We start from the raw sequence: 16917 nt of genomic DNA on the forward strand, positions 1-16917 counted from the left end.
TTAATTAAGATCAGAAAAGAATTTTAAGAGGGATATAAAAATGTTAAACCAGTTCAATAAACTCTACCAAGGCAGCTCATTAAGCGAAACCGAAAGCCGTGATGTTTTTGCTGAAATATTTAAAGGCAAACTTAATGAAGCTCAATTAAGCTCACTTATCACCGCCTTAAAAATTAAAGGTGAAAATCAGGACGAAATTGCCGGAGCTGCACTTGCCATGCTTGATGCCGCAGAAAAATTTCCCCGTCCGCAAATCAGAATCGGCGAAATTGTCGGAACCGGCGGCGATTGCCTTAATACCATTAATATTTCAACTTTAAGCGCTATTTTCGCCTCCTGCTTAGGTCTTTACATCGCCAAACACGGCAACCGCGCGGTTTCATCAAAAACCGGAGCTTCTGACTTGTTAAAAGCACTAGGCTACAACTTAAATTTAACGCCTGATTTAAGCGCTGAGCTTTTGTTAAAAGAAGGCTTTGCCTTTATGTTCGCTCAGACTTATCACAAGGCGATGAAATTCGCAGCTCCCGTGCGTCAAAGTCTTCAGACCAGAACTATTTTCAATCTCTTAGGACCTTTAACAAATCCAGCTCATCCTGATTACGAGCTTTTAGGCGTTTATGACAAAGAACTCTTACCTTTAATGGCTAAGACTTTGTATAAAACCGGAATTAAAAGAGCTTTATGCGTAAACGGCAACGGTATGGATGAAATCGCACCGTTCGGTATTACGCATTATGCTGAACTTAAAGAAGACGGTACGGTAATTACCGGTTTTATGACCAAAGAAACTTTCGGTATAACCGATGAGTACACTCAAGACGATCTTAAAGGCGGAAGCCCTGAAGATAACGCCGCTATCGCTTTGAATATTCTTAAAGGTAAAGGAACCGACGCGCAAAATGCGGCAATTGCCGTTAACACCTCTGCACTTTTGTATCTTGCCGATCGCGTAAGCTCTTTTAAAGAAGGCTACGACGCAGCGTTATCGGTAATTAAATCTGGCATCGGTTTAGAAAAGCTTTGCCGCTTATGCTCTTATACCGAGGACAAATAAGATGTTGCAGGCACAAAAATTAAGCGCCGCCGCTCTTAAATATGACGGCCTAAACATAGAAAGTCTTGATAATACGGTCTTAGCCGCTATTATCAACAAAAAAGTAGAAAATATAGCTGCAATTAAAGAATATAACGCATCTTTAAGCGACAATGCTTGTGTTAAGCGTAAACCACACGAGTTTAAACGTGCCTTTGAAGGCAATAAGCGCCATTTTATTTTAGAGTGCAAAAAGTCTTCACCGAGTCTTGGAGATTTTTGTCCCGATTTTAATCTTGAGAAAATCGTGTCCTGCTATAACGATCGGGCTGATGCGATATCTGTTCTTACAGAAGAGTTTTTCTTTAAAGGATCTTTTGAGTACTTAAAGCAAGTTCGCAAACTTACCGAAAAACCGCTTTTATGCAAAGACTTTATAATTGCCAAAGAACAAATAGAAATTGCTAAAAAAATCGGATCTGACGCTGTTCTTTTAATGTTAAGCGTCTTAACCTTTGATAAATTTTTAGAGCTTTATGAATTTGCTAAAACATTAAATCTTGATGTTCTTACCGAAGTATCCAATGAAGTTGAAGCAAAATTTGCAATTGAACATCATATAGACATTGTCGGAATCAACAATCGTGATTTACGCACTTTAAAAATCGATTTAAATAATGCCAAAAAACTTTATCCATTATTTCCGGATAATACTGTGGTAATTAGCGAGTCCGGAATCAAAACCCATAGGGATATAGTCAATATGCTGCCGCTTAAAAACTTTTTAATAGGCTCCGCCCTGTGTTCTGAAATTGATATTGATATAAAAGCGAATACACTTTTATACGGATTCAACAAACTTTGCGGTTTAACTGATAAAGAAGGAATTGAAACTGCAATCAACAATAAATTTTCTCTTGCCGGCTTAATTTTTGCCGAGAAATCCCCTCGTTGCATCAATTTAGAGCAAGCAGCAGAACTGGCTTTAAACCCAATATATAAAAGCAAAATTAACTTTTGCGGTGTATTTAAGGATGCAGAAATCAATTCTGTTACTGAAATTGCATCTAAACTTTGCCTCAAATTTGTGCAATTACACGGAAAAGAAAGCCCTGATTATATAAAGACTTTGCACGAAAAATGTCCACAGCTTACAATCATTAAAGCTTTAGGTATGAATGAAAGCTTAAGCCATGAGGATCTTGTGCTGTTTAAAGAGTATGCGGCCACAGCTGATTATCTTCTTTTAGACAGTAAAAACCCCGGCAGCGGTAAAGAATTTGATAAAAGTCTTATTCCCGACTTCATAAATAAGGATAAAACCATTATTTCCGGAGGAATAGGACCTTCAAATATAGCTTCAATACTTACTCTTAATTTTTGCGGCGTTGACTGTAATTCCTGTTTGGAATCGGCACCAGGTAAAAAAGATCCTGTTTTAGTCCGCGAACTTTTTAACAGAATTAATGAAATCAAGGAGTAACAAATGTCTCGTTTAGATCCTTTTTTCGGTAAATTCGGCGGTATGTACGTACCTGAAGTATTAATTCCGGCTCTTGATGAACTTGAAGAAGCTTTTGTTACTGCCAGACAAGATCCTGAATTTATAAAAGAATTAAACGATCTTCTTAAAAATTACGCAGGTCGCCCTACCGCACTTACGCTTTGCAAAAATCTTACCCGCGGAACCAAAACTAAACTGTATCTTAAGCGTGAAGATTTGCTGCACGGCGGTGCCCATAAAACCAATCAGGTTTTAGGTCAGGCTCTTTTAGCCAAGAGAATGGGAAAAACCCGTATTATCGCTGAAACCGGAGCAGGACAGCACGGTGTCGCAACCGCTTTAATCTGTGCGTTAATGGGCTTTAAGTGCACCATTTATATGGGTGTCGTTGACGCAAAGCGTCAAAAACCCAATGTCTTTAGAATGCGACTTATGGGGGCGGAAGTAAAAGAAGTTAAATCAGGCTCCGGTACTTTAAAAGATGCGTGCAATGAAGCACTGCGTGATTATGCCGCAAATTTTGAACATACTCATTACATGATTGGAACTGCCGCAGGCCCCCATCCTTTTCCAACAATAGTCCGTGAATTTCAAAAGATAATCGGTATTGAGACCAGAAAGCAAATCCGCGAGTTCGAAGGAAGAGATCCTGACGCTGTTTTTGCTTGTGTCGGCGGCGGTTCAAATGCTATCGGCATGTTTACTGATTTTCTTGATACCAACGTTCCTCTTTACGGTGTTGAGCCCGCCGGCAAAGGTCTTGATACCGACTTCCACGGTGCCACTTTAGAAAAAGGCTCAGAAGGTATCTTTTTCGGGGCCTATTCTTATAATCTGCAAAATGAAGACGGTCAGATAAATGAATCTTATACGGTATCTGCAGGCCTTGACTTCCCGTCAGTAGGTCCGCAGCATGCTTACTTAAAAGACATTGGCCGCGTGAACTATGTTTCCGTTACTGATGAAGAAGCACTTGAAGCTTTTTCTCTTTTAAGCCGTCATGAAGGAATCATTCCGGCGCTTGAATCATCCCATGCTTTAGCTTACGCCATTAAAATGATTCGCCAGAATCCTGATAAAGAACAACTTTTTGTCGTAAATCTCTCAGGCCGCGGCGACAAAGACATCTTCAGCGTCAATGACATTCTTGAGCAAAAAGGATGCATTGATGAACACGGCAATATCATTATCGAAAAAATCGCCGGCAACAAAGATTTATTATAAGGAGACAAAAATGACCGATCGTTTTACCGAATGCTTTAAACGTTTAAAACAGGCTGAAGAAGGTGCTTTTGTTCCTTTTGTCACCTTGTGTGATCCGAATTTTGATATCTCCTACGATATTTTAAAGACCTTGATTAACGCAGGGGCTGACGGCTTGGAGCTTGGAATTCCATTCTCCGATCCCTGCGCTGACGGCGTCACCATTCAACTTGCTGATAAACGTGCATTATCAAGCGGTGCCTCGCTTGATAAATGTTTTAAGCTTATATCAAAAATCCGTGCAGAATATAACGATGTACCGATTTCAATTTTGTGCTATTCAAATATCGCAATTGTCCGCGGTTTGGAAAAGTTTTATCAGGATGCGGCAAAAGCCGGAATTGATGCTGTTTTGCTTGCGGATATTCCGGTTGAAATGGTCGATAAACAGCATAACTTTTTAAAAGCCGCAAACGACGCTGATATTGATTTGATTTTAATTGCTCCGCCCAATGCATCTGATGCTACTTTAAAGAAAATCGCGGAACTCTCGCAAGGCTACACTTATGCATTATCCCGCTACGGAATTACAGGTACTGATAATGCATTAGGAAAGCCCAAAGAGATGCTTAGAAAATTAAAAGAAGACAATGCTGCCCCTGCTCTTTTAGGCTTTGGTATTTCAACTCCTGAACATGTAAAAGAAGCGCTTGAGGCAGGTGCAGACGGAGCTATTGCCGGTTCTGCGGTTGTGAAAATCATTGAAAATAATCTTCATGATAAAGGCAAAATGCTTGCTGAAATAGAAAACTATGTAAAAGCAATGAAAAAAGCCACTAAAAAATAATTTTCTAGCACTTTACTTTTATTTATTGAATTGGTATGATGAGTGTAGAGGAGGAATAATTTAATGCCTGATTTTTTCAGGCATTTTTCATTAAAATCATCAGATCTATATTATTAGACTTTAAAATACAAAACGAGATAACGTTAAAGTTAAAAATTTTTAATTTTTCTTTTAATCTTCCATACAAAGCCTGTTTTTATCAACTTTACGCACTAATCCGGCTTTTTTGTCATTGCAAACGTTTACATAAAAATTAATTTGTTAAAACGTGATATACATCATGTTTTTAAATTTAAATATACTTAAGAATTACACACATAGAGCAAATAGATCTGATGTCTTATGACAGGGATTCTTTATGAAAATTATGTTTTACGGTGTTCACTCATACGATATCGAGTTTTTCACCAGAGCCAATAAAAATTTCGGTTTTGAATGTGTTTTTCAGCGCGCACATTTAAATATTCACACTACTGCACTCGCTCAAGGTGCAGAGATCGTATGTCTTTTCGTCAACGACTTTGCCGATAAAAAAGTTATTGAAGAATTTTCCCGCATCGGCGTCAAACTTATTGCTTTGCGCTGCGCCGGTTTTAATAATGTGGATTTAAACGCAGCAGCCCAATACGGAATTAAAGTCGTACGAGTCCCGGCCTATTCTCCTTATGCGGTAGCCGAACATGCCTGCGCCTTGATCCTTACTTTAAACCGTAAAATTCACCGCGCCTATCTTCGCACCAAGGACGGAAACTTTTCCTTGCATGGACTTATGGGATTTGACATGCACGGTAAAACTGCCGGCATTATAGGTACCGGAAAAGTTGCCAAAAAATTAATCAAGATCCTTCAGGGGTTTGATATCAATGTCTTGGCTTACGATCTTTATCCTGATGAAGAATATGCCAAAAACAACAACTTCCGTTATACGGATTTAAATGAAATTTTCGAAAAATCGGATATTATTTCCCTGCATTGTCCGCTAACTGAAGATACCACTTATATAATTAATGAGAATTCTATAGCCAAGATGAAGTCTGGTGTAATGATCATCAACACCGGCCGTGGCAAACTCATTGACTCTGAAGCTCTCATTGAAGGATTAAAACAGCACAAAATCGGCGCTGCCGGTCTTGATGTATACGAAGAAGAAGCCAATTACTTCTATGATGACAACTCCGACAATATTATCGACGATGATAAACTTGCAAGATTATTGTCTTTTAACAACGTCGTAATAACTTCACATCAGGCTTTCTTTACTCATGAAGCAGTAAGCAATATTGCAGAACGTACTTTAGAAAACGTTCAGGAATTCATTGACGGAAAACCGTTAAGTTGTGAGGTAAAGAATATTTAAGATTTTTCATGTACCCTCTGACATCGTTATTTTCGATGTCTTCTTTTGACGTAGTCATAGTCATTGCTCCTTAAGAAATTAAGGAGCTTTTTTTATGTAAAAACTTTGTTAAAAACGTCGTAAATTCCTTGACCCATCAGTCATTTTGCTATATTTTGCTGTACTAATTCACTTTTTTAGTGCAAACGCGGTGTTTTATGGCATAATCTCGCGACTCGAATTTTTTAATAAAACCTATGACAAAACTGAGCTTAAAAGACATAATTTTGCTCGGCATGACGAATTTTGCTTTATATGTCGGTGCCGGGAATATCATTTTTCCGCCATTTATCGGCTTACAGGCAGGAGACAACGTACTTCTTGCAGCAATAGGCTTTATTTTGACCGGAGTCGGACTTCCGGTTATAGCAGCTATTGCATTAGCTCGAGTAGGCGGTGTGTTGCAGTACATTACTATTCCCATCGGAATAAAGCTCGGTCTTATAATGACTGTCCTTTGTTATTTGTGTATCGGTCCTTTATATGCCATTCCGCGTACCGCAACAGTTGCTTATGAACTTGCAATAACACCGTTTACCCATACTTCAGCATATCTTCCTATTTATTCAGTCATTTATTTTTCAATATCCTTTCTGTTTGCTTTATATCCTGCCAAGATTCTGGATACAGTAGGAAAAATTTTATCTCCAATCAAGATAACAGCTTTACTTATATTGTGTTTGACAGCTTGGTTCATTGAGGCAGGTGTAAGCGAAATTCCTACAGGTGCATACATAAATGAACCATTCTCCCAAGGAATTATTAACGGCTACCTAACCCTTGATACTTTAGCTTCTCTTGCTTTTGGAATTGTTATTGTTGATGCCATTCGATCACGCGGCGTCAATGATCGTAAAAAAATAACTCATTATGCGATTATCTCAGGATCTATTGCAGGACTTGGCTTGCTTTTTATTTACGTCTGTTTGTTTAAACTCGGCAACGAGTCTTTTAACATCGCAAACGGATCGACAAACGGAGCTGAAGTACTTGCCGCCTACGTTAATATGACCTTCGGTGTCGCCGGCAACATATTTTTAGGCGTTCTCATAATTGTGGCGTGCCTAGTTACGGCAATCGGATTAACTTGTGCCTGTTCAAGCTATTTTTCTAAGATCACCAAAATTAAATATCGTACTTACGTTATTGCCATCTCACTTTTCGGTGCACTCATATCAAATCTCGGACTAACGCATTTAATTAAGGTATCAATACCTTTTTTAATTACCATTTACCCGATGTTTATCGTGCTTGTTCTTGCAAGCTTCTTTACAGGATTCTTTAACAACGCAAAACGCGTAATCGCACCCCCGGCTCTTTTATCTTTAGCTTTCGGGCTTATTGACGGATGCAACAGCGCCGGATTGCATATCTTACCTGAGGCAGTAATTAAAACTCTTCCTTTATATGATTCAAATTTAGCGTGGCTGCTTCCGTCTTTTATCGTATTTGTTATCTGCTTCATCCTGGATAAGCTTACCGTAAACAATAAAAAAGTCTAAAGAATAAGAGATTAACAGTTATTCCACTATTGTTAATTACTGATATCGGCACGACAGTATTTTGCTGCCGATATCTCCAACGGTGTAAAAAAGATCCCCACAGCTCACTTATTTACGATTTTTTAAACACCGTAAATTAATCTGCTTTTAAAACTCCGGAAAAATACGCACATGAAAAAAGGATCATCAAGATCCCTTTTTCATTTTCACTGCATATTACATATTAACAGCTTGCTAAACAAGCCATCTTCTTTTTAAAGAATATTAATAAATATAGTAAGAATTGTCGCATTTACAAAGTCAATGAATAACGCACCGACAATCGGAACTACAAAGAAAGCTTTCGGCGACGGACCGTTAGCTCCGGTGAAAGTTTCCATATTTGCCATAGCATTAGGGGTAGCACCCAAACCGAAACCGCAGTGACCGGTTGAAATAACCGCGGCATCGTAATCTTTACCCATAACTCTGAAAGTAACGAAGTAAGCAAACAGAGCCATTACCAAGGTTTGTACCAGCAAAATGGTAATCAAAGGAATAGCCAAAGAAGCAAGCTCCCACAGATTCATGGTCATAAGAGCGATTGCCAGGAAAAATTGCAGAGCAATACCGCCGATAACATTGATGGAGTGAAGCGGCATTTCAAGGTTCTTTTTATCCATTACATTGCGCACCAGCGCGGCAACCATCATCGGACCTAAGTAAGCAGGAAGAACGATGTTCAAATAATTTAGTCCAAGAATAATGAAATATCCGATACCCATGCAAACGATAATGAATGTAGTTGCGGAAAAAAGCAGATACTCGTTGATATTCTTTTGCTCTTTGGTAAGTTTGCCTTCAACCATCTCCGCGTTATCGGTGGTTTTCTTGGTGCGGAAAGATTTTAAATCATAATGTGCTAAAAGCGCTTTTCCGACCGGTCCGCCAATCATGCAGCCTGCTATCAAACCGAAAGTTGCGGCAGCGACTGAAACCGTAAGACCGGCCTCAAGGCCTGCTTTAACAAGCTCAGGGCCAAATGCTGCAGCGGTGCCATGTCCTCCGGTTAAAGCGATGGATCCTGCGGCAAGACCCATAAGCGGGTTTAAATCAAACATGTAGCTTAAAGAGATGCCGACGCAATTTTGTATCAGAATTAACACAATACAGACACAAAGAAACACCATCACGCTGATGCCACCTTTAACGAGCATTCTGAATGATGCTGAAAAACCGATAGTGGTAAAGAAGGCGAGCATTAATAAATTCTTTAATTGGTTATCAAAGGTAAATTGGAATAACTCAAGCTCATGGCCGAATAAAGTGAAAATTGAAAAAACAATTCCCCCGATAACCGGAGCCGGAATAAAAAATCTTTTTAAAAGAGGGATCTGATTCTTTATCCATCTGCCAAGAAGTAGCAATGCAACGGCAATAGCGAGGGTTTCCTGCATTCCGAACTCATAAGTAAACATAATAAAACCCCCGAAATTTCACTTAACACTAAACTAAAGAAAATTTTACACAATCAAAACAATCCTCAAACTATACCGCATTAGGGATTAAATTTAAAGGTGTAAGGCTTGTCACAAGGTAATTTAAACAGTTTTTCGTTTAAATAAAAAAAGCGCCGAAGCGCTTCTTTTATTTATAACAACTCACCTGAATAATTATTTGGCTGCGTTGTTTTTCATTAAATCACGGATCTCAGTTAAAAGCTCAATCTGAGGATCGGGTTTAGCAGCGGCAGCTGCTGCGGCTTCGGCTTCAGCCTTGGCTTTGGCTTCATCTTCTTCAGCAGTGAAACGTTTTTGAATGTTAATAAAAACTTTCATAGCAATGAAAATTGACAAAGCGATTAACAAGAAATCAAAAATGGTTTGAATGAAAGCACCGTAATTCAATACGACTGCTTCATGAGTATCAGTCTTGTCCTGTAAGGTGATTGCCAAATCTTTAAAGTCAACGGATCCGACGATTACACCTAAAATCGGCATAATAACATCAGCAACTAAAGATGAAACAATCTTGGAAAATGCAGTACCGACAACGACACCGATTGCCATATCGATAACGTTACCGCGCATTGCAAATTTTTTAAATTCCTGTAAGAAGGAAGTTCCTGCAGCTTTTAAGTCTTTCATTTTTAACCTTGAAAAGTTTGTGCAAAAAAAACTAAGCTTAAACCTTATATAAACATTTGCATCAAACCCCAAAAGCGTTGATATTATGCCATTTCAAAGTATTAAGTACTTATAAAACAACAAAAAATCAGGTTTAAACACGCGTGCGTATTCTACACTATTTTTTACGATTTATATCGATTTTTTGCACTTAATTTCAAGATCTGAGCGGCAGAGGCGTCATAGTATTGATTTAACATATCCATCTGCTTTTTAACTTCATCTTCGCTTTGAACATTTATGTACCAACATTTACGGGTAGGATCAAAACGATAGTTTAAAGCTTTAAGTTTATCTTTTATATCAAAAGGCGATCCTACGGCATAAATCTTGTACTCATGACGCAGTGCGCTTCCTATGAGCATCTCAAAAGCTTCGGGCTCTATATGCATAAGCCATAAAAGCGCAAGACAATCATCATAAGCACGATGGGCATCATAAAACCAACCGCGAACCTGGCACAAAAATTCCAGTTTGCGTCCGTTATCCCCTAAAGCATCCCAGTTTACGCCAGACAAAGAGCAAGCCCAAGACAAATCACTTAAAGTAGGAAAGCGTCTATCAAAAAAAGGCCGATCAAATTTTGCATTATGCGCAACAACTAAAGGGCGTCCGGCAAGAATTTGTGAAACCTTGTCATTGTCAAATCTATGACCTGCCACCATATCATCCGTAATATGAGTCAACTGCTGAATTTCCAAGGGAATTTTTTTACCCGGATCTTCAAATTCATCATAAATCTTATCGATTGACAGCATGATTTTGCGATCAAATGAGTATGTAACCCGGACCATGCCAAGCTCAATAATTTTTTCCTGGTTACAGTCCATGCCAGTGGTTTCTGTATCCAAGAAGACAACATGATGAACTCGTTCACCTTCTTGCGGCTCGTTAAGCTTAATCGGCAATTTAGTATTGATGCCGTCTACGGTTAATGGAATTCTTTCAAGCAAACGAAAATCCTCAGGATGCTTTTGAATTTCATCAAGACGCTCTAAAGGAAAAACAGAGTTTAAGTTGCTCATAAAATCATCATCCTAATTAAATCTTTTTCATATGGTAAATCTAAAAGAGTCTTTACCAAAGTCTTTGTGACTAAATATTTAAAAAATTGGAGTAAAATACCGATATTTTAGCTTCAGGTAATAAAGTATATGGAACTGTCAGTATCTTCTTCAATGCAGGATTTTTTAGGGATTTCTTTTACTCATATTACCGAAAAAGAATTAACTGCAACAATGCCGGTCAACGAAAGAACCTGTCAGGTACATGGTTTTTTAAACGGCGGAGCATCTCTTGCATTATGCGAAATATGTGCCGGAACCCTATCTTTGCATCTTTTAAAAAATACCGGTAAAACCGCATTAGGAGTTCAGGTTTCTGCCAATCATTTAAAAACAGCCAAATTAGGTGAAACAGTTACCTGCAAAGTAACACCGGTAAAAATCGGGAAATCTCTTCATGTTTTTGACACTCTGGTTTTAAACAAAAATAACGAAATTCTTTGTCGTGCAAGCGTCACCAATATGGTGGTAACACTGAATAAATAAAACGGATCCTTTATGTTTTTTTCTTTAAAAGACATTGATATTTTTATTAATTCACTGCAAATGCTGATATCTTCAAATGAGGATTTTGTTGTCTTTCGTCATATGCAAGATAGCAAAATGCACTTTTTATCAGTACAACAAAACAGTAATGCCAAAGAAGCTTTTATCCTGGCACCGTTTAATCCTGAATCAAAGCCTTTATATCTTAAAGTTTACAAGCATATTGAAGGAAATATTGAAGACCTTAACAGCTTCATCAAAGAAAATTATTCGCATTTAAATTTTGCAAAAACAATAATCTCTCAATCATGCACAGATGATTTGGGAAATGAAAAAATCCAATCTGACTGCAAAAAAGCAAATGATAAAGCTTATAAAGATTACGTAAAGGCTTTCACAAAATTCAAGCAAGAATTAGTTAAAGAAAATTTTGCAAAATTAGTTTTATCAAGGCCCTATTTTTGTCTTCCTAAAAAGAACTTGAGTTATAGCTTTTTAGAATTATGCAAAACATATCCAAACGCATTCTGCTATATAGCAAAAGTTGGCTCAAAAGGTATTTTCATGGGGGCAAGTCCCGAAATTCTAGCCTCAGTTGACGACAATGTTCTAAAGACGATGTCTCTTGCGGGAACCATGCCTAAAAGCTCAAATAATCATTATGAATGGTCACCAAAAAACATTAAAGAACAGCAATTGGTTACGGATTACATTATTTCCAAACTCAGGCCTTATGCCACAAGCGTCACTGCAACAGCCCCCACGACCCATGAAGCGGGACCTGTGGTTCATCTGCTTACCAAAATTTCAGCAAATATAAATAACGATACTGACAGACTTTCAGCGGTATCAAGTCTGCATCCTACGCCAGCCGTCTGCGGTCTGCCAAAAGAGAAGGCGTTAAAATTCATTCTGGAAAATGAGGGTTATAAAAGAGAGTATTACGCAGGATATATAGGACTTATATCTCCAAATAATCTCAAGCTTTTTGTTAACTTAAGATGCTTGTTCTTTAACGGAAAAACTGCTGTTTTATATGCTGGCGGAGGATTGCTTAAAGACTCAATTCTTGAAGAAGAATGGCAGGAAACTGAAAATAAACTTAAAACCTTAAGAGATCTTATTTAATGTTTACCGAAAAAAAGAACGTTTTAGAACTTATTGCTTTACTTAAAGCCCATAAAATCGAACATGCGGTGTTATGCCCCGGTTCACGTGATATCCCGATTGTTCAAGGGATCTCCCAATGCCCAGATATTTCCTGTTACTCAGTAACCGATGAGAGATCGGCCGGATTTTTCGCTCTTGGCATCATTATGTCTTTAAAAAAGCCTTGCGCCGTTATTGTTACTTCAGGATCTGCACTTTTAAATCTGCATCCGGCTGTTTCAGAGGCTTTTTATCGTCAATTACCGCTTTTAGTTATTTCTGCAGATAGAAGCCTTGCTTGGATCGGACAGATGGATGGACAGACTGTCAATCAAACTAACGTTTTTAATTCTCTAGTGAAATATTCAGGAACACTCAATGAAATAAAAGATGCTACTGATAAATGGCTGTGCAATCGTGTTTGCAACGAAGCATTACTGGCGCTTAATGAAAAACCTTTTGCTCCGATTCATTTAAATGTCCCGATAAGCGATCCTTTTTTCACTTTTAGTGAGGAAAAACTCCCTGACGCTAGAGTTATAAGCAAACTTAAGCTTTCCAACCTTAAAAAGGTTATTCAAAAACACCAAAAAATCATGGTAGTTATCGGTCAAAATGATATTGATTACCGTTTAACTATCTATGACAAAGAAGCTTTATCGAAAAAATACGCGGTTTACTGTGAACATATAGGCAATGCCCAGCACTGCGATTTTATTTCCGCTGGAGACGGTATTTTCTCAAAAATAACGACTGAAAATAATAACCTTATTCCCGATCTGGTTATAAGCCTTGGCGGTCACATCGTTTCAAAACAGTTAAAACAATTTATAAGAAAAATTGACTGTACCCATATAGAAATAAATGATGACGGCAAAGTTTATGATGTTTTTCAAAAACTTCAGTACATAGTTAAAGCGTCTTTTAAAGAAGCGATAAATTATCTGTGTTCAGTTACTGATATAAACAGCCGATTAACCTCAAAAGATTTTGCCTTTTCTAAAGCACCGGAGCATATTGATATACCATTTAGCCAAATCGGCATTACCAAGTTGTTTTTAAGTAAAATCAATTTTCCGTGCTATCTGCATCTTGCTAACAGTTCTACCGTACGCTACGCATCCTACTTTAAAGTTCCATCATTTATAAATGTTCATTCAAACCGTGGAATCAACGGTATTGAAGGATCGTTATCGGCAGCTGTAGGATCCGCTTGCGCCATACCGAATATGCTTCATTTTATTTTAATAGGAGATCTGTCATTTTTCTATGATATGAATGCCTTATGGAATCCGCAGCTTACTAAAAATTTACGCGTTATTCTATTTAACAACTCAGGCGGTGAAATTTTTTCAGCACTGCCCGGACTTTCTCTTAATGATAAAGCAAAAAATTTTGTAACCGCTCCTCATAATGCTACAGGTAAAGCATGGGCACAAGAATGCGGTTTTAAAACATACACAGTAACTGATAACGAAGATTTTATCGGAATACTTGATGATTTTATCTGTAATGACGGCAGCAATAAATTTATTGAAGTCTTTACTGACAAAGAAAAAGATATGGCTGCTTTAAAATTTTTCAAAGAACAATTAGAGCTTAACTCCATTAATGTTTAGAGAGGTTGTTATGCGTCAATGGCAGACAATTAAAGAATATTCAGACATTCTTTTTAATTTTTACGAAGGTATAGCAAAAATCACGATTAATCGTCCGCGTTACCGCAATGCCTTTACTCCGACAACCGTAATGCAGCTTATAGATGCGTTTAATATCTGTCGTGAACGCGGTGATATTCGAGTAATAATTTTAACCGGTGCAGGTGATAAAGCTTTTTGCTCAGGCGGAGATATGCATGTTAAAGGACGCGGAGGATATATTGATGAAAACGGTGTTCCGAGACTCAATATTCTTGATGTGCAAAAGCAAATCAGAACGATTCCCAAGCCTGTCATTGCCATGGTAAACGGCTATGCCATAGGCGGAGGACATGTTCTTCATGTCGTGTGCGATCTCTCAATAGCATCAGACAATGCGATATTCGGTCAAACCGGTCCTAAAGTAGGATCTTTTGATGCAGGGTTCGGTTCTTCTTATTTAGCTCGTATCGTAGGGCAGAAGAAAGCCCGCGAAATTTGGTTCTTATGCCGTCAATACTCAGCACAAGAAGCCTTGGATATGGGGCTTGTAAACAAAGTTGTCCCTTTATCAGAACTTGAAAATGAAACCGTTTTATGGGCAAAAACCATGATGGAGCACAGCCCTTTAGCTTTAAGGATGATTAAAGCAGGACTTAATGCCGAGCTTGACGGTCAAACCGGCATCCAAGAACTCGCTGGCGATGCAACCATGCTTTATTACATGACCGATGAGGCTCAAGAAGGCGGCAGAGCCTTTTTAGAGAAAAGAAAACCTGAATTTAACCTTAAACCACGCTGTCCTTAAGAGAATAATATGACAAGAGAGTTTAAACTTTACCGTAAACAGCTTCATTTTAAATTTAAAGCAGGCACTTCACGCGGTTATTACACAACTCGTGACTGTTATTTCTTAACTATTGAGGAAAACGGGGAAATAAAAGGCATCGGCGAATGTTCTCCGCTTCCCGGGCTTAGTGCCGAATTTTCTGATAAAAAAAGTTTTGAGGCAAAACTTGAAGCTTTTACGGCTCGTGCCAATTTTGACAAAAACTTTAATCTATCAGTACTTAAAAACGAGTCATCCATATTATTTGCATTTGAAAGCGCTCTTTTGCATGAAGATCGTAAATCGTTTTTGTTGTTTAACAATGCTTTTACAAAAGGAATTACTCCCATAAATATAAACGGTCTTATATGGATGGGAGATTATGAAACCATGCGCAAGCGCATTATTGCAAAAATCAATGACGGTTTTAAATGCATAAAAGTCAAAATAGGAGCCATTGATTTTGCAAAAGAAATTGATCTTTTAAAACTCATACGCAGTGAATTTGCTGAAAAAGATTTAACCTTAAGAGTTGACGCTAACGGAGCTTTTTCTCCTGATAAGGCATTAATAAAACTACATGAGCTTGCCAAATATGATATTCATTCAATTGAGCAGCCGATAAAAGCCGGGCAATACGACGCCATTTGCCAAATTTGTAGAGAAAGCCCTATTCCTGTCGCTCTTGATGAAGAGCTTATCGGCATAAACGATAGCAGGAAAAAAGAGAAACTGCTTGAACAAATCAAACCGTCCTTTATAGTTTTAAAACCTACGCTGCACGGCGGTCTTAAAAGTACGATTGAATGGATAAAACTTGCTCAATCTTATGGGATTGGATACTGGATCACCTCAGCTCTTGAATCATCAATCGGTCTTAACGTTATAGCTCAATTTACCGGCAGCTTAAATTTATCTAATCATCAAGGTTTAGGAACCGGCCAGCTATTTGACGATAATTTGGATTTTCCGGCTTTAAAGCTTAACGGAGAACAAATGACTTTTGATTCATCTGCATTAGATAAAGTAAATTTAAAGGAATTTTTATCGTGATTTATATAAACGATGAAAGCTATCCTATTGAGTTTGCAAAAGAAGCTAAGTTATGTCCGTATATCGCCATAAAATACGGCAAAGACAGCTTCATTTATAAAACAGCTCAATTTATTGAAGAGTTTTATAACAATAAAAGCTATGTAGAAGTTTTAACTTCAGGATCTACCAGCAAACCTAAAAGCATTCGTGCCGAAAAACAAAGAATGCTTGCAAGCGCATCCATGACAGTTTCTTTTTTGCGGTTAAAAGAAAAAAATACTGTGCTTTTGTGCATGCCGCTTGAACATATCGCGGGCAAAATGGTGATTGTAAGAGCTTTATATCAAAACCTTAAAATCATAGCTCAAAAGCCGTCTGCAAACCCTTTTGCAACCGCTCCGCAGAATCTTGACTTTGCCGCAATTACGCCGATGCAGGCTTACTGCGCTTTAGAAGACGAGCACAGCCGAAAAATAATGGCAAGCTGCCGAAAAATTATAATCGGCGGAGGTTTTATCGATAAAAATCTATATGAAAAACTTATTACTCTTCCATGTGAAATTTACCACAGCTACGGAATGACTGAAACTTTATCTCATATTGCGTTAAAGCGTATAAGTAAAGAAAAGTGTGAGTTTAAACCGCTCCCGGGAGTAACCGTAAATCTTTCAGCTCGCGGAACACTTGTAATAGATGCACCGAAAATCTGTTCTCAGCTTCTTGAAACCAACGATATTGCTGAAATTACCGATAACGGATTTATCATCAAAGGCCGAATTGATAATGTTATAAATTCCGGAGGGATTAAACTTATTCCTGAAGAAATCGAAGAAAAATTGAGTCTTGTTATTAAGACCCCATTTGCTGTAACCGCACGAAAAAGTTCAAAATTCGGGGAAGAAGCGATCTTAATAAGTGAACAAGCACTTAATGAGACTTTGCTTAACAAGGCCTATCAAAATCTTAACAAGTACGAAAAACCCAAAGCTGTAATCATTAATAAGATCCCGCTGACAGCTACGAACAAAATAAATCGTGCCCAATTAAAAGCATTATTTTTCAAA

At 38.0% G+C, this 16917-nt stretch carries 15 protein-coding genes; 12 read left to right on the forward strand and 3 right to left on the reverse strand.

Going from position 1 to position 16917, the window contains the following annotated elements; translation table 11 throughout:
* Positions 1–40: 40 nt before the first annotated feature.
* The 6 genes from trpD (at position 41) to brnQ (ending at position 7488) form a co-directional block, all read left to right on the forward strand.
* Entirely contained in the window at positions 41–1057 is a 1017-nt protein-coding gene (gene trpD / locus QZ019_RS05800; RefSeq protein ID WP_294566050.1) for an anthranilate phosphoribosyltransferase, read from the forward strand.
* A gap of 1 nt (position 1058) precedes the next feature.
* Positions 1059–2519 carry a bifunctional indole-3-glycerol-phosphate synthase TrpC/phosphoribosylanthranilate isomerase TrpF gene (gene trpCF / locus QZ019_RS05805; protein WP_295483105.1) on the forward strand — a complete coding sequence of 487 codons (1461 nt, stop codon included), beginning with the start codon at positions 1059–1061 and terminating at the stop codon, positions 2517–2519.
* 3 nt (positions 2520–2522) lie between these two features.
* The gene (gene trpB, locus QZ019_RS05810) at positions 2523–3764 is read left to right on the forward strand and encodes a tryptophan synthase subunit beta (RefSeq protein ID WP_294566044.1); all 1242 of its coding nucleotides are present in this window, start codon (positions 2523–2525) and stop codon (positions 3762–3764) included.
* Positions 3765–3774: 10 nt separating this feature from the next.
* Entirely contained in the window at positions 3775–4590 is an 816-nt protein-coding gene (gene trpA / locus QZ019_RS05815; RefSeq protein WP_295483109.1) for a tryptophan synthase subunit alpha, read from the forward strand.
* 358 nt (positions 4591–4948) lie between these two features.
* A complete protein-coding gene (locus QZ019_RS05820; protein WP_295483112.1) occupies positions 4949–5947 on the forward strand; it encodes a 2-hydroxyacid dehydrogenase in 999 nt (332 codons plus the stop codon).
* A 236-nt stretch (positions 5948–6183) separates the two neighbouring features.
* Complete coding sequence (brnQ, locus tag QZ019_RS05825) at positions 6184–7488, forward strand: branched-chain amino acid transport system II carrier protein (RefSeq protein WP_294566037.1); 1305 nt, start codon at positions 6184–6186, stop codon at positions 7486–7488.
* A 254-nt stretch (positions 7489–7742) separates the two neighbouring features.
* Here brnQ and gltS read toward each other — a convergent pair whose 3' ends face one another.
* The 3 genes from gltS to QZ019_RS05840 form a co-directional block, all read right to left on the reverse strand.
* Positions 7743–8945: a sodium/glutamate symporter gene (gene gltS / locus QZ019_RS05830; RefSeq protein ID WP_295483116.1), complete on the reverse strand. Its 1203-nt coding sequence runs from the start codon at positions 8943–8945 to the stop codon at positions 7743–7745.
* 195 nt (positions 8946–9140) lie between these two features.
* Positions 9141–9614: a large-conductance mechanosensitive channel protein MscL gene (gene mscL / locus QZ019_RS05835; RefSeq protein WP_294566031.1), complete on the reverse strand. Its 474-nt coding sequence runs from the start codon at positions 9612–9614 to the stop codon at positions 9141–9143.
* A gap of 164 nt (positions 9615–9778) precedes the next feature.
* Positions 9779–10678, reverse strand: coding sequence for a 3'-5' exonuclease (locus tag QZ019_RS05840; protein ID WP_294566029.1), 900 nt, complete (start codon positions 10676–10678; stop codon positions 9779–9781).
* 129 nt (positions 10679–10807) lie between these two features.
* Here QZ019_RS05840 and QZ019_RS05845 point away from each other — a divergent pair, with 129 nt between their 5' ends.
* The 6 genes from QZ019_RS05845 to QZ019_RS05870 all read left to right on the forward strand — a co-directional run.
* A complete protein-coding gene (locus tag QZ019_RS05845; protein ID WP_295483118.1) occupies positions 10808–11203 on the forward strand; it encodes a PaaI family thioesterase in 396 nt (131 codons plus the stop codon).
* A gap of 12 nt (positions 11204–11215) precedes the next feature.
* Positions 11216–12331 (forward strand): isochorismate synthase, encoded by a 1116-nt coding sequence (locus QZ019_RS05850; protein WP_295483120.1) that lies wholly within the window; start codon positions 11216–11218, stop codon positions 12329–12331.
* The gene (gene menD, locus QZ019_RS05855; protein ID WP_295483122.1) at positions 12331–13971 is read left to right on the forward strand and encodes a 2-succinyl-5-enolpyruvyl-6-hydroxy-3-cyclohexene-1-carboxylic-acid synthase; all 1641 of its coding nucleotides are present in this window, start codon (positions 12331–12333) and stop codon (positions 13969–13971) included. Before QZ019_RS05850 ends, menD begins: the two co-directional genes overlap by 1 nt.
* A 10-nt stretch (positions 13972–13981) precedes the next feature.
* Positions 13982–14797 carry a 1,4-dihydroxy-2-naphthoyl-CoA synthase gene (gene menB, locus QZ019_RS05860; protein WP_294566017.1) on the forward strand — a complete coding sequence of 272 codons (816 nt, stop codon included), beginning with the start codon at positions 13982–13984 and terminating at the stop codon, positions 14795–14797.
* A gap of 9 nt (positions 14798–14806) precedes the next feature.
* Positions 14807–15871 (forward strand): o-succinylbenzoate synthase, encoded by a 1065-nt coding sequence (locus tag QZ019_RS05865; protein WP_295483124.1) that lies wholly within the window; start codon positions 14807–14809, stop codon positions 15869–15871.
* Positions 15868–16917: AMP-binding protein (locus QZ019_RS05870; RefSeq protein WP_295483127.1), on the forward strand; the 1050-nt coding region annotated here is incomplete at its 3' end. The genes QZ019_RS05865 and QZ019_RS05870, both read left to right, overlap by 4 nt.

The sequence above is a fragment of the uncultured Succinatimonas sp. genome (genome assembly GCF_905203285.1).
Taxonomy (GTDB): domain Bacteria; phylum Pseudomonadota; class Gammaproteobacteria; order Enterobacterales; family Succinivibrionaceae; genus Succinatimonas.